Genomic DNA, 13,845 nt, shown 5'->3' with positions numbered 1-13,845 from the left:
CGGCCCCCTCCACGCGGTAGTGTCCGCTGGCGCGGCAACCGGCCGATCCGTCGGCCCGTCGCCCGCCCCACCGCCCCGACCTGGAGGAATCGTGTCGGCTCCTGCCCGCGCCGCCCTGGCCATAGCCGCGGCCGTCCTGCTCGCCGCAGCCGCAGGCTGCTCGTCCGGCGGCGGCCACACCGCCCGGCCGACCGGGCACGGCTCCGCTCCGCCCACCCCCGACGCCCCGCCCGCCGCCGACGCTGCGGCCGCCGGAGCGCCGCCCGCCCCGGCGGCGATCGTCACCGGCCCCGGCCCGAAGAGCTCGTACGACGTCCAGCCGCAGCCCGCGCCGGGCAGCTGCACGTACCGCTACACCACGGACAAGCAGCCGCTGCCCGACCCGAAGTGCACCCCGGGCGCGATCAGCCCGGCGGTCGACCAGGGCAACATCAACGACACCATCTGCAAGCCGGGCGGCTACACCTCGACGATCCGCCCGCCGGCGAACATCACCGGCAAGGAGAAGGCCGAGAACGCCAAGTCCTACGGCTACACCGGCCCGATGGGCGACGCCGAGTACGACCACCTGATCAGTCTGCAACTCGGCGGCGACCCCAACGACCCGCGCAACCTGTGGGTGCAGCCGCCCTCCCCCGGCCACGTCCCGGGCAAGGGCCCCAACAACCCCAAGGACTCGGTGGAGACGCACCTGCACACCGCGATCTGCAAGGGACAGGCCACCCTCGCCGCCGCCCAGCAGGCCATCGCCACCGACTGGACCACCGCCGAGGCCAAGCTCGGCATCAAGTCCGGCGGCTCCCCCACCGCGGCCGCCGACGCCGACGGGGACTGACCGCCCCCAGGATCCGTGATCCCGGTGTCCGGTTCGCCCCGGCGCCGACTCGCCCCGGCCTCAGTTCGTCCCCGCCTCAGTTCGTCCCCGCCTCAGTTCGTCCCCGCCTCAGTTCGTCCCCGCCTCAGTTCGTCCCCGCGTCAGTTCGTCCCCGCGTCAGTTCGTCCCGGCGTCGTAGTAGGCGCGCATCAGCTCCGCCGACCAGGCGGGCTGGCGGACGTCGCCGCGCGGGCCGAACTCGGCCAGGTAGGGCTTGATGTCGAGCACCGGTGTGCCGGCCACCGCGTCCAGCCCGGTCACGTGCAGGTCCAGGCCGTCCACCCGGACCAGTCGGCAGCGCGAGACGCCGAGCCGGTTGGGGCGGTTCTTGCCGCGCTGGGCGAAGATGCCGACCAGCGGCCAGTCCGGGTTGCCGCGCGGGCGCCGGGCCCCGGTCTCGACCTGGTCGGCCGGCACCCGGTCGAAGTGGTACACGACCTCCAGGTGCGAGAAGTCCGCCAGCCCGTACAGCGCCTCCTCGCCGAACTGGGCGCCGTCCACCCGGATCACCGCTCCGACGCTCCCCCAGCCGTCGTCCCGGACCTCCTCCCGGCCGCCGACCACCCACGCCACCGGACGTGACGTCACCTCGTCCACGCCGTCCCCCTTCGATGTCGAATCCTGTTTCCCCGCACCGTGACCGTGCTCCCGCCCAGGGCGTGTTTCGGCGACGGTGTCGCCGGTTCGGGCCCTACGCCGGGGTGACGGGCGGGCGGCGCTTGTGCTCGGTGCGGCGGTAGTGGCCGAGGACGGTGCGGAAGACCTCCTCGCTCACCGGCCGCTCCTCCAGGAAGTCGTCCAGGGCCTCGTAGGGGACGCCGAGCGCGTCCTCGTCGGGGCGGCCGGGGACGAGGGTCTCCAGGTCGGCGGTGGGGGTCTTGTGGACGAGGCCCGCCGGCGCTCCCAAGGCCTCGGCGATGGCACGCACCTGACGCTTCGTCAGTCCGTCCAGCGGCATCACGTCGGCGGCGCCGTCGCCGTACTTGGTGAAGAAGCCGACGGCCGCCTCGGCGGCGTGGTCGGTGCCGACGACCAGGCCGCCGGTGGCGCCCGCGACCGCGTACTGGGCCACCATCCGCTGGCGGGCCTTGACGTTGCCGCGGACGAAGTCCTCGTGGGAGTGGTCGGCGAAGGTGAGGCCGGCCGACGTCAGCGCGTCGAGGGCGGCGTCGGTCGCGGGCCTGATGTCGACGGTCAGGGTCCGGTCCGGCCGGATGAAGTCGAGTGCCCGGCGGGCGTCCGCCTCGTCCGCCTGGGTGCCGTAGGGCAGCCGCATGGCGCAGAACTCGGCCGGGTGCCCGGCGGCGCGCAGCCGGTCGACGGCGAGCCGGCAGAGCCGCCCGGCGGTGGTGGAGTCGACGCCGCCGCTGATGCCGAGCACCAGCGTGCGGGCGCCGGCCGCCCGGAGCTGGTCGGCGAGGAAGTCGGCCCGGCGCTCCGCCTCCTGCTCGGGGCTGGGGACGGGGGCCACTCGCAGGCTGCGGGCGATCTCCCGCTGGAGGTCGGCGGACAGGGGTTCGGACATATCGACTCCCGGGTGAAGGTGACACGGTGGGTGCCCGCCCTGGACGCTACCAGCGGGTACGGCGGGCACGTCCAGGTGGTACCGGAGCCGGGGCCGGGGCTGCCGCCGGACTGGGCCGGCCAGCGCCTACGCCGGGTGCCGCAGGATGTCGAGGACGACGGCGCCGTCGACGGTCTCCTGGGCGACCAGCAGGGCGGCCAGTTCGTCGAGGTGGTGGCGGTGTTCCCGGAGCAGGTCGACGGCGCGGCGCTCGGCGCGGCGCAGCAGGCGGGACACCGCCTCGTCGACGGCGCGCTGGGTCTGCTCGGAGTAGGGACGGCGGAACAGGTCCTCGGGGCCGTCGCCGAGGTAGTTCGGGGAACCGCTGGAGTAGCCGACCGGGCCGAGTTCCGGGGAGAGGCCGAACTCGCGGACCATCCGGGTGGCGACACCGGTGGCGTGGGCGAGGTCGTTGGCGGCGCCGGTGGAGCCCTCGCCGAAGACCACCAGTTCTGCCGCCCGCCCGCCGAGTTGGACGGTGATCAGGTCGGTGAGGTAGCCCTCGGTGTACAGGTGGCGTTCCGCCTCGGGGAGTTGTTCGGTCGCGCCGAGGGAGACACCGGCCGGGAGGATGGTCACCTTGGCGACGGGGTCGGCGTGTTCGCAGAGCGCGGCGGTCAGGGCGTGCCCGGACTCGTGGACGGCGACGGCGTGGCGCTCGTCGGGCAGCAGTGCGTTGGAGGAGTCGCGGCGGCCGAGCAGGACGCGGTCGCGGGCGGCGTCGAGGTCGTCGGCGGTGAGGGTGGCGCGGTCGGCGCGGACGGCGTTGATGGCGGCCTCGTTGACCAGGTTGGCGAGGTCGGCGCCGGAGAAGCCGGGTGTGCCGCGGGCGATGCGGTTCAGGTCGGCGTCGGGGGCGAGGGTCTTGCCGCGGACGTGGACGGCGAGGATGGCGGCCCGTTCCGCCTGGTTGGGCAGCGGCACGGTGACCTGGCGGTCGAACCGGCCGGGGCGCAGCAGGGCCGGGTCGAGGGCGTCCGGGCGGTTGGTGGCGGCGATGACGACGATGCCGGTGGTCGGGTCGAAGCCGTCCATCTCGGAGAGCAGCTGGTTGAGGGTCTGCTCGCGCTCGTCGTTGCCGCCGAGCCGGGTGCCGCCCGCGCGGCGGCCGCCGACGGCGTCGATCTCGTCGATGAAGATGATGGACGGCGCGCGTTTGCGGGCCTCGTCGAAGAGGTCGCGGACGCGGGAGGCTCCGACGCCGACGAACATCTCGACGAAGCCGGAGCCGGTCACGGAGAGGAAGGGCACCTCAGCCTCTCCGGCGACAGCCCGGGCGAGCAGGGTCTTTCCGGTGCCGGGCGGGCCGACCATGATCACCCCACGCGGGCCCTTGGCACCGGCGGCGGCGTAGCGTTCGGGGCTGCGCAGGAAGTCGACCACCTCGCTGACCTCCTGCTTGACGCCCTCGTACCCGGCGACGTCGGCGAAGCGGGTGGCGGGCCGCTCCGCCTCGATGATCTTGGCGCGGGAGCGGCCAATGGCGCTCAGGCCGCCGCCGAGCGAGCGGGCGGCCATCCGGCCGGACCAGAGGAACAGCCCGCCGAAGAGCAGCAGCGGCAGGAACAGCAACAGCGTGGACCAGATCGAGCTGCCGCCGCTGCGGCTGGCGGTGACGTCGACGTGCTGGCCGGCCAGCTCGCCGCTGAGCTGGGAGGTGTCCAGGGCGGTCGGGATCTGGCTGGTGAAGTGCGTGCCGTCCTTGAGGGTGCCGGTGACCCCGCCGGTGTCGGTGATGTCCACGGTCCGCACCTGGCCCGCGCCGACCCGGTTGACGAAGTCGGTGTAGCCGTAGCTGGCGCCGGTCGAGCCGGAGCGCGAGAACAGGACGAGCATCAGCAGGGTCACCAGGGCGGCGACGGGCAGCAGCCAGCGACGCAGCGCGGGGGCGGGCGGCTTGGGCGGTGGGCCGCCGGGGGCGCGGGGCCGCTCGGGGCCCCTGCCCGGGGGCGGCGGGGTCGCGGGGTGGCGGGCGGCGCGCAGCCGGATTCGTGCGATCATCCACGCCCACCACCTCTCCGCCGCCGGGCCTTCCCCTCCATGGTGGGACGAGAAGGGCCCGGACGGGAGGTTCAGGACCATCCGGCCGAACGCCGCCGGCCCCCGGCGCGGCGGGCGGCGGCGCGGCGGGCGGCGGCGCGGCGGGCGGCGGCGCCGTCAGGAGAAGTCGAGCGAGCCGGTCCGGGTCCGCTTGAGCTCGAAGAACTTCGGGTAGCCGGCCAGCAGCCGCACCCCTTCGAAGACCCGGACGGCGTCCTCGCCGCGCGGGATGGCGCTCAGCACCGGGCCGAAGAAGGCGACGCCGTCGACGTGGATGGTCGGCGTGCCGACCTCCTCGCCGACCGGGTCCATGCCCTCGTGGTGGCTCTTGCGCAGCGCGAGGTCGTACGCCGTGCTGTCGGCCGCGTCGGCGAGTTCCTCCGGCAGTCCGGCCGCGACCAGGGCCTCCCGGATGACGGCGTCGTCGGCGGGCCGGTCCTGGTCGTGCAGGCGGGTGCCGAGTTCGGTGTACAGGTCGCGCAGCACGTGCTCGCCGTGCTGCTCGGCGGCGGCGACGCAGACCCGGACGGGGCCCCAGCCGGTGGTCATCAGGCGCTGGTAGCGCTCGGGCAGGTCGGTGCGGCCCTCGTTGAGGACGGACAGGCTCATCACCCGGAAGGTGAGGTCGAGCTCGCGGTGGCGCTCGACCTCCAGGATCCACCGGGAGGTGATCCAGGCGAACGGGCAGATCGGATCGAAGTAGAAGTCGACTTTGGTGGTCACGGTGGAGAGCCTAGGCGTCGAGTGGACCGCTTTCCAGGGCCAATTGATCACCACGGTGGTGGGCTACTTCTCAGCTGCAGGTGGTTCCGTCGGCCGGCACGGTGCCGTCCAGCAGGTAGGCGTCCACGGTCTGCTTCAGGCACGGGTTGCCGGTGTCGTAGCCGCCGTGGCCCTCGCCCTGGAGGGTGACGTTGACACCGACGCCCGGGCCGAGCTGCTGCGCCATCGCGTGGGCGCCCTCGACCGGGGTGGCCGGGTCGCCGGTGGTGCCGACCACCAGGATCGGGGCCGCGCCGGCGGCGGAGACGTCCGGGTGGTCGGTCTTGCCCGGCACCGGCCAGCCGGTGCAGCTCGTCAGGCCCCAGGCGGAGTAGGGGCCGAACACCGGGGAGGCGGTGCGGAACTGCGGCAGCTGCTGTTCGACGTCCTGGTCGGAGTAGCGCTGCCGGGCGTCCACGCAGTTGATCGCCCGGTTGGCGGCGCTCAGGTTGGTGTAGCGCCCCTGCGGGTCGCGCCCGAACATCGAGTCGGAGAGCTGGAGCAGCGTGTCGCCGGTGCCCTGCTGCATCGCCTCGGTGAGCCCGGCGGCCAGGACGGGCCAGGTCTCCTGGCTGTACAGGGCGGCGGCGATGCCGGTGACGGCCAGGGTCTCGGTGAGCTGCCGCCCGCTGGTGGTGGGCATCGGGGACTGCTCCAGCTTCTGCAGCAGCGCCGTGATCGCCGCCGTGCCCTCGGCGCCGCCGGCACCGGTCGGGCAGGCGGCGGCCTCCTGGGTGGTGCAGGTCTTCATGAAGTCGTCGAGGGCGAGCTGGAAGCCCTGGGCCTGGCCGAGCGCGGCCTGCTGCGGGTCCTTCGTCGGGTCGACGACCGAGTCCAGGACGAGCCGGCCGACCTCCTGGGGGAACAGGTGCGCGTAGACGCCGCCGAGCTGGGTGCCGTAGCTGATGCCGAAGTAGGAGAGCTTCTGGTCGCCGAGCACCTGCCGCATGAGGTCGAGGTCGCGGGCGGCGCTCTCGGTGTCCACGTAGGGCAGCACCTGGCCGGAGTTGCGCTCGCAGGCGGCGGTGAACTGCGCGTTGCTGGCGTCCAGCGCCTTCACCGCGTCAGGGGTCTCGGGGGTGTTGTCGGCTGCCAGGGTGGCATCCATCGCCTTGTCGTCCAGGCAGCTCACCCCGGCGCTGGCGCCGACCCCGCGCGGGTCGAAACTCACCAGGTCGTAGCGCGAGTTGAGGGAGGTGTAGTCGGCGGCGAGGGCGGGCAGCGTGGCGACGCCGGAGGCGCCGGGGCCGCCGAAGTTGAACAGCAGCGAGCCGATCCGGTGCTTCTCGTCCTTGGCCCGGCTCCGGATCAGGGCCAGGTCGATGGTCGGGCCGTCCGGCTTGCCGTGGTCGAGCGGGGCCTTGAGGGTGGCGCACTGCCAGTCCGAGGCGGGCGCGGTGCCGTCGCCCTGCGCGGGGCTGGGGGCCGGGCAGGCCTTCCAGTCGAGCCGCTGGGCGGCCAGGCCGCTCGCCGACGCGGCAGGGGAGCCGGCCGGGGAGGTCGGTGCGGGCTCGACGGCGGACCGGGCTTCGCCCTGGCAGCCGGCGGTGGCGGCGAGCAGTAGCGCGGCCAGGCCGAACGCGCCGGCGCCGCGGACGACGGTGTGCATGGAGCGGTCCACCTCTCGGGTTGCCGGGCGCGCCCCGGCGGACGGCGGGGCGGCGTGCGCCGGGGCGCTCGGCACGGTCAACGCACCACGGACCCCAGGGCGTGTCCGACGATTCCGGCCGCGCGCCCGGCGGGAATTGTCAGCCACACCCTAGGCGCGGCACGGCGGTCGCGCCCGTCGGAAGCCTCCGTCGAGGGGCGTGCGCCGGTCCGGCTGCCACCCGCCGTCCGGGTGAGGTGACCCGCACCCCAGGCCCTCCGCGGCGAGAACGCCTCCGGTTCCGACCGCTACCTGGCATCGCATGCTATCTTGCATTGCATGGTACCTGGCATGACACACCATGACGGCGCCACCGGCACGGCCGACGGGCCGGTGGCGACGCAACTGCGCAAGGGCGTACTGGAGTACTGCGTCCTGGCGCTGCTGCGGGACGGCCCCCGCTACGGGGTGGAGCTGCTGCAGGAGCTCGGCCGGTTCCCGATGCTGGCGACCAGCCAGGGCACCATCTACCCGCTGCTGTCCCGGCTGCGCCGGGCCGGCCTCGCCGACACCTTCCTGCGCGACTCGGCCAGCGGCCCGTCCCGCCGGTACTACACCCTCACCGACACCGGCCGCAGCGCGCTGGAGGAGTTCACCGCACTGTGGCCCGCCTTCCGCGAAACCGTCGACCACGTCCTGGCCCCGGGAGAGAACCCGTGAACAACCCCGTCGAGCACCCCCTGGTCCGCGCCCACCTGGACGCGGTCGCCCGGTACACCGCCCCGCTGCCCGAGGAGCGCCGCCGCGAACTGCTCGCGGACCTGCGCGAGCACGTCGAGGTCTCGCTCGCCGAGAGCGACCCGGCCGACGAGACCGCCGTCCGGCGCGTCCTGGAGCAGCTGGGCAGCCCCCGACAGATCGCCGACGCCGCGCTCGACGAGGACGGCCGCGCCCGGCCGGAGCCGGAGAGCAGCGGCCGCACCACCCTCACCGTGGTCTTCGCGGTGCTGCCGGTGCCGCTGTCGTTCGTGCCCGCCATCGGGCCCGTGCTCGCGCTGGTCGCCGCCGTCGTCGCCGCGATCAGGGCCTGGAGGTCCACGCAGTGGACCCGCCGGGAGAAGCGGCTGGCGGCCCTGCTGCTCCTCTCCCCCGTCCTGGTCACGCCGCTGGCCGGCGTCGCCGCCGCCGCGTCCCCGACCGGCCTGACGCCGCTCGCCGTCCTCATCGCCTGCGCGGTGGGCTTCTGCCCCGCCCTGCTCGCGGCATTCCTCCTGGCCCGCTCCGCCGCCCGGCTGCGCACCGCCGCACTCACGGCGTGAACCAGGCTGCCACTCCGGATCATTGACGTTCCATCAATTCGAGCATTCGGCGACCGCTCCCCGAACGCCGGGGAGCGGTCCTCACGCCCACGGAGCGCGTCGACGCGAGGCGACAAGGACGTACACGGAGCACGCCGATCCGATGAGGCCCGCGCTTGCGCGCACCCCTTCCCGACCGCTAACGTCTTACCGGTTTCTCACCGTCAAATCCGTTTTCAGCCACGGCCGTTCATACGGTTAACGGAAAGCCGCATACAGTGTGCGGATCTGAAAACCCGGACCGGCGCCCCCTCCATCTGGGGGCTTTTCCATTACGCGGGAATCAAGGCAACTCACTTTACCGTCAGGCTCGTTGACCCGGTTCTTCGGCGACTGCTTTGCTTCTCGGCGGCCGAGGCGGGCCTGACATCCCCCCGGTGATCCGTTGTGCGGCGGGTCATCCAGGCGTTTCCACCGCCTCCGGCCTCTCCCTGTCCTTCACGACCACCCGTCACCCACCGGTGTCCGGGAGGTCGGCATGAGAGAGGCAACCCTCACATGGGCCGAACCCCCACATTCCGTCATGCCAGACGGGCGGCACTCACCGGCGTCGCCGCGCTCGCCCTCGCGGCGGCCGGCTTCACCGCGGCGCCCGCCCAGGCACAACCCGACGGCACCGCGCACCCCACGGCGTCGGCGAACCACCCGTACCGGCACGGCGCCGTCCCGCTGCGCGGCCACCAGGCCACACCGAACGCCACCTCCGCCAACAACCTCAACTACGGTGGCGGCGCGGGCAGTCCGAGCATCGGTGTGACCACCGGGCCGGAGCACGTCTACCTGGTGTTCTGGGGCTCCCAGTGGGGCAGCTCCGGCACCGACGCCAACGGCAACACCACGCTCAGCGGCGACGCCAAGGGCATGGCCCCGCGCCTCCAGCAGCTGTTCAAGGGCATCGGCGCGGGCAACGAACTCTGGTCCGGCGTCATGACGCAGTACTGCGAGGGCGTCGCGACGGGCGCCCAGACCTGTCCGGGCAACTCCGCGCACGTCGCCTACCCCACCGGCGGCGCGCTCGCCGGCGTCTGGGTGGACACCTCCGCCGCGGCACCCGCCTCCGCGACCGGCAACCAGATCGGCGCCGAGGCGGTCAAGGCGTCCGGCCACTTCGGCAACACCACGGCCGCGGCCAACCGGAACGACCAGTACGTCGTCGTCTCCCCCACCGGCACCACTCCCGACGGCTTCAACACCGCGTCCGGCAACTTCTGCGCCTGGCACGACTACACCGGCGACACCACGCTCACCGGCGGCGCGGTCTCCTCCCCGTACGGAGAACTGCCCTTCACCAACCTGCCGTACGTGACCGACGCGGGCTCCGGCTGCGGCCAGGGCTTCGTCAACGCGGGGACGGCCGGCACCCTCGACGGCGTCACCATCGTCGAGGGCCACGAGTACGCCGAGACCATCACCGACCAGAACCCGGCCGGCGGCTGGACCGACAGCAGCGGCGCCGAGAACGGCGACAAGTGCGCCTGGGTCAGCAGCGGCCAGGGCGCCTCGGCGAACGTCGGCTTCACCACCGGCAGCTTCGCCATGCAGTCGACCTGGGCGAACGACTTCAACAGCGGTGCGGGCGGCTGCGAGATGTCCCACCCGATCGTCGGCGGCACGACCGGCAACACCGTCACCGTCACCAACCCTGGCGCCCAGGCCGGCACCACCGGCAAGGCCGTCAGCCTCCAGATCGCGGCGACCGACAGCGCCTCCGGCCAGACCCTCACCTACACGGCGAGCGGCCTGCCGGCCGGCCTGTCCATCTCCGCCACCGGCCTGATCAGCGGCACCCCGACCACCGCCGGCACGTCGAGCGTCACGGTGACCGCCAAGGACGCCACCGGCGCCACCGGTTCCGCCGCCTTCGGCTGGACCGTCACCTCCCCGGGCGGCGGCGGCCTCACCAACGGCGGCTTCGAGACCGGCACCCTGACCGGCTGGACCTCCACCGGCAGCGCCGCCGCCACCAGCGCCGCCAAGCACACCGGCGGCTACGGCGCCATGCTCGGCTCCACCGGCCCCACCACCACGTCCTCGGCCGGCCAGACCTTCACCGCCCCGACCGGCAGCAGCAAGGTCTCCTTCTGGTACGACGTCACCTGCCCGGACACCGTCACCTACGACTGGGCGACCGCGACCCTCAAGGACAACACCACCAACACCACGACCACGGTGCTCGCCAAGACCTGCACGAGCGGCCTCGGCTGGAAGTCCGCCTCCGCCACCGTCACCCCGGGCCACAGCTACACGCTCACCCTCACGAACGTGGACGACAACTACCCGGGCGACCCGACCTACACCTACTACGACGACGTGACCGTCTCCTGACGGCCACCCGTCCACGCCCCTGACGCCGCCGGGGCGGGCCACCACGGCCCGCCCCGGCGGCTCCGCGCCCCGCGCCCCGCGAAGGAGGAGAACCGTGACCGCGCGAACGCTCGCGGCGGCCGCCCTGCTCGCCCTGGCGGCCGGCTGCTCGCCGGGCACCGGGCCCGCCGCGCCGGGCCCGTCGACCCCGTCGGCCCTGGTGCTCGACGAGCACGCCGACGGCACGGCCGTACGGGTGGCACCCGGCACCGTCGTCCGGGTCGAGCTGCACAGCACCTACTGGTCCCCGGCCGCCGACGACAACCCGCGGACCCTGCGCCCGACCGCCACCGCCACCGCGACCGCCACCGCCTGCCGGCCCGGTGGCGGCTGCGGCCAGGTCACCGCCGGTTTCCTCGCCGCCGCACCCGGCACGGCCCGGCTCTCCGCCCACCGCACCACCTGCGGCGAGGCGCTGGCCTGCCCGCCCGGGCAGCGGGCCTTCACCGTGACGGTGACGGTGTCCGCCGACTGACGGTCAGTGCTGGACGCCGGAGGACAGCGAGAAGTCCGCGAAGTAGGCGCGCTGGGTGCTCGCCGGGCCCCAACTGGTGTCGTGGCCACCGTAGAAGGTGGAGAAGAACACGCCGCCGAAGGGGATCTTGCCGATGCCCGAGGCCACCCCGTGCGCCGCGTAGACCTGGCGGCCGTCGTACCAGACGGTGACGTCCCCGGTGCTCCGGTCGACCAGCTGCTCGACGCTGTGCCACGCGCCGTCGGCCTGGAACCGCCAGTCGCCGAGCCCCTCGTCCACCCCGTAGCCGGTCGGGCCGGAGTTGGTCGGGGTGTAGAGGTAGACCTCGCCGTTGTCCGGCACGCCCTTGGCGCCGCGCCACATGTAGCGCGTCGACCAACCGGCGCCGTGGTTGCCGCCCGACTCCTCGCCGACCTTGCCGCCGTACAGCCCGGGCAGCTTCCCCGCCTTGCCCCAGTCCCGGCCGGTCGGGAACTTGAGCGAGTACTTCAGGTCCAGCGTCCGGCCCTGGGCCAGGGCGGACAGGCCCAGGCTGGTCAGATCCGTGTAGAACTGGCCGCCGCCCGGGTTGGGGCAGTCGGTGCACTGGTTGGAGGAGGACCCGGCCCCGTAGGTGACCTGGAGCGCCGAACCGTCCCCGGGAGCGGCCGCGTCGTCGACCGCGCTCAGGTCCGAACCGCCCCACGTCCCCTGGTCGACCGCGCCCCAGGCGTGCTTCCACTGGTCCGTCCCGTAACCGCGGAACTGGCCGGTCCAGGCCGCCTTCCCGCTCGCCACCGGGGCCGGCGCGGCTGCCCCGGCTCCTCCGGTTCCTTTGGCCCCGGAGGCGGCCGGCGCGGCGATCGAGGCCGCGGCGGGCGACGTCGACGGGGCGCAGGCGACCAGGGCGGCGGCCGCGAGCGCCGCTCCGAACACACGACGAGTGGTTTTCATGACTGCCCTTCCCGACGGGACCGGGCCGGGACGGCCCACCCGCTCCATGTGACGCTCCGCCACCGGGCCACAGTAGCGGCGCCCGAGGTGACGTGACCATCACACTCCCGGGTGACGGCGGACCGGCTCCCGGACCCCCGGCGCGGGCGGTGCGGCGAAGTGGCGGTGCGGCGAAGTGGCCGCGAAGATTCCTCCGAACGTCCAGCGGAGGATGTCAAGACCGCGGCGACGGCTCCGACCACCGGTCGAGGAGCCCGGCCCGGGCCCGCGAACCACGAGGAGCACGAGGAGCACGAGATGAAGTTCCTGATCAGCCTGCACATCAACCCGGCCGTGATGGACGCGCTGACCGACGAGGAGAAGGCGGCGATCGGCCACGGCCACGGCGAGTTCATCGAGGCGCTGAAGGCGTCCGGCGAGCTGATCACCACCCAGGCGCTGGTCGATCCGGCCCAGGCCGCCGTGGTGACCGTGCGCCACGGCCAGCCGGTGGTGACCGACGGTCCGTTCCTGGAGGCCAAGGAGTACCTGGGCGGCTTCTACCTGGTCGACTGCGAGGACAGGGAACGGGCGATCGCGCTGGCGGCGCGGATCCCGGACACCGCGATCGAGGGCCTGGGGGTCGAGGTGCGGCAGGTGATGTTCGCCGGCGGACACTTGGAGGCATGACAGCACCGGACTTCGAGGACCTGCTGCGTGCGCTCACGCCGCAGGTCCTCGGCACCTTGGTTCGCCGGTACGGCCGGTTCGAGGGGTGCGAGGACGCCGTCCAGGAGGCCGTCCTCGCCGCCACCGTGCAGTGGCCGTCCGAGGGGGTGCCGGACAATCCGCACGGGTGGCTGGTGACCGTCGCCTCCCGACGGCTCATCGACCAGCTGCGCAGCGACCGCGCGCGCCGCGAACGGGAGTCGGCGACGGCCGCCGAGGTGGTGCCGCAGGAGGTGCCGGACACCGACGACACGCTCGTCCTGTTGTTCCTGTGCTGCCATCCGACGCTCACCGCGGCCTCCCAGACCGCCCTGACGCTGCGCGCGGTCGGCGGCCTGACCACCGCCGAGATCGCCCGCGCGTTCCTGGTGCCGGAGGCCACCATGGCGGCCAGGATCAGCCGGGCCAAACAACGCATCAGGGCCGCCGGCAGCTCGTTCGGCCTGCCGGACGGTGCGGAGCGCCAGGAGCGGCTGCGGGTCGTGCTGCACGTGCTCTACCTGATCTTCAACGAGGGCTACACCGCCACCTCCGGCCCCGAGTTGCACCGCCCCGACCTCGCGCGCGAGGCGATCCGGCTGACCAGGGCGGTGCACGCGCAGCTGCCCGAGGACGACGAGGTGACCGGGCTGCTCGCCCTGATGCTGCTGACCCACGCCCGCCGGGCGGCGCGGACCACGCCGACCGGCGACCTGGTGCCGCTGGACGAGCAGGACCGCAGGACGTGGGACCGGGCGCTGATCGAGGAGGGCGTCGGGCTGGTCGAGGCGTCGCTGGCCGGCCCGGCCCTGGGGCCCTACCAGTTGCAGGCCGCCATCGCGGCCACGCACGCCGACGCGGCCACGGCCGAGGAGACGAACTGGCCGCAGGTGCACGCCCTGTACCTGATCCTGGAACGGATCGCGCCCAACCCGATGGTCACCCTCAACCGGGCGATCGCGCTCGCCGAGACCGCGGGCCCGGCCGCCGGACTGGCCCTGCTGTCCGCCCTGGACGGCGACGGGCGGATGGCCGGGCACCACCGGCTGCTGTCCGTCCGGGCACACCTGCTGGAGAAGGCCGGTGACCGGGCCGGGGCGTCCGAGCACTACCGGCGCGCCGCGAAGGCCACCGCCAGCCTCGCCGAGCGGCGCTATCTGGAGGCCCGGGCCGGCCGGACCGGACAGCGCTCCGACTAGC

The 13,845-nt window shown here is 73.8% G+C and carries 13 protein-coding genes; 7 read left to right on the top strand and 6 right to left on the bottom strand.

Annotated features, from left to right (window positions below):
• The first annotated feature begins 91 nt into the window (after positions 1–91).
• Complete coding sequence (locus ACIPLC_RS30290; protein WP_400476213.1) at positions 92–835, top strand: hypothetical protein; 744 nt, start codon at positions 92–94, stop codon at positions 833–835.
• A 156-nt stretch (positions 836–991) separates the two neighbouring features.
• On the opposite strand, the gene ACIPLC_RS30285 is transcribed toward ACIPLC_RS30290, so the two are convergent.
• The 5 genes from ACIPLC_RS30285 to ACIPLC_RS30265 form a co-directional block, all read right to left on the bottom strand.
• Entirely contained in the window at positions 992–1,462 is a 471-nt protein-coding gene (locus ACIPLC_RS30285; protein ID WP_400476239.1) for an SAM-dependent methyltransferase, read from the bottom strand.
• A 103-nt stretch (positions 1,463–1,565) separates the two neighbouring features.
• Complete coding sequence (gene nadE, locus ACIPLC_RS30280; protein WP_400476212.1) at positions 1,566–2,399, bottom strand: ammonia-dependent NAD(+) synthetase; 834 nt, start codon at positions 2,397–2,399, stop codon at positions 1,566–1,568.
• A 126-nt stretch (positions 2,400–2,525) separates the two neighbouring features.
• Complete coding sequence (gene ftsH, locus ACIPLC_RS30275) at positions 2,526–4,439, bottom strand: ATP-dependent zinc metalloprotease FtsH (RefSeq protein WP_400476211.1); 1,914 nt, start codon at positions 4,437–4,439, stop codon at positions 2,526–2,528.
• A gap of 156 nt (positions 4,440–4,595) precedes the next feature.
• Positions 4,596–5,201 carry a DsbA family protein gene (locus tag ACIPLC_RS30270; RefSeq protein ID WP_400476210.1) on the bottom strand — a complete coding sequence of 202 codons (606 nt, stop codon included), beginning with the start codon at positions 5,199–5,201 and terminating at the stop codon, positions 4,596–4,598.
• A 70-nt stretch (positions 5,202–5,271) separates the two neighbouring features.
• A complete protein-coding gene (locus tag ACIPLC_RS30265; protein ID WP_400476209.1) occupies positions 5,272–6,849 on the bottom strand; it encodes an alpha/beta hydrolase in 1,578 nt (525 codons plus the stop codon).
• Between the two features lie 330 nt (positions 6,850–7,179).
• On the opposite strand from ACIPLC_RS30265, the gene ACIPLC_RS30260 reads away from it, so the two are divergent.
• From ACIPLC_RS30260 to ACIPLC_RS30245, 4 genes are all read left to right on the top strand, one after another.
• Positions 7,180–7,548, top strand: coding sequence for a PadR family transcriptional regulator (locus tag ACIPLC_RS30260; RefSeq protein ID WP_400476208.1), 369 nt, complete (start codon positions 7,180–7,182; stop codon positions 7,546–7,548).
• A complete protein-coding gene (locus tag ACIPLC_RS30255) occupies positions 7,545–8,147 on the top strand; it encodes an HAAS signaling domain-containing protein (protein ID WP_400476207.1) in 603 nt (200 codons plus the stop codon). Before ACIPLC_RS30260 ends, ACIPLC_RS30255 begins: the two co-directional genes overlap by 4 nt.
• A gap of 537 nt (positions 8,148–8,684) precedes the next feature.
• On the top strand, positions 8,685–10,511 hold the full coding sequence (locus ACIPLC_RS30250) for an Ig domain-containing protein (protein ID WP_400476206.1): 1,827 nt from the start codon (positions 8,685–8,687) through the stop codon (positions 10,509–10,511).
• Between the two features lie 94 nt (positions 10,512–10,605).
• Complete coding sequence (locus ACIPLC_RS30245) at positions 10,606–11,025, top strand: hypothetical protein (RefSeq protein WP_400476205.1); 420 nt, start codon at positions 10,606–10,608, stop codon at positions 11,023–11,025.
• 3 nt (positions 11,026–11,028) lie between these two features.
• Here ACIPLC_RS30245 and ACIPLC_RS30240 read toward each other — a convergent pair whose 3' ends face one another.
• Positions 11,029–11,958 (bottom strand): polysaccharide lyase, encoded by a 930-nt coding sequence (locus ACIPLC_RS30240; RefSeq protein ID WP_400476204.1) that lies wholly within the window; start codon positions 11,956–11,958, stop codon positions 11,029–11,031.
• A 297-nt stretch (positions 11,959–12,255) separates the two neighbouring features.
• On the opposite strand from ACIPLC_RS30240, the gene ACIPLC_RS30235 reads away from it, so the two are divergent.
• Both ACIPLC_RS30235 and ACIPLC_RS30230 read left to right on the top strand, forming a co-directional pair.
• The gene (locus tag ACIPLC_RS30235; RefSeq protein ID WP_400476203.1) at positions 12,256–12,627 is read left to right on the top strand and encodes a YciI family protein; all 372 of its coding nucleotides are present in this window, start codon (positions 12,256–12,258) and stop codon (positions 12,625–12,627) included.
• The gene (locus ACIPLC_RS30230; protein ID WP_400476202.1) at positions 12,624–13,844 is read left to right on the top strand and encodes an RNA polymerase sigma factor; all 1,221 of its coding nucleotides are present in this window, start codon (positions 12,624–12,626) and stop codon (positions 13,842–13,844) included. Before ACIPLC_RS30235 ends, ACIPLC_RS30230 begins: the two co-directional genes overlap by 4 nt.
• Position 13,845 lies beyond the last annotated feature (1 nt).

The sequence above is a fragment of the Kitasatospora sp. NPDC086801 genome, assembly GCF_044745805.1.
GTDB lineage: Bacteria > Actinomycetota > Actinomycetes > Streptomycetales > Streptomycetaceae > Kitasatospora.
The sequence above is the reverse complement of the archived record's forward strand: the minus strand, read 5'-3'. Positions and strand labels throughout refer to the sequence as shown.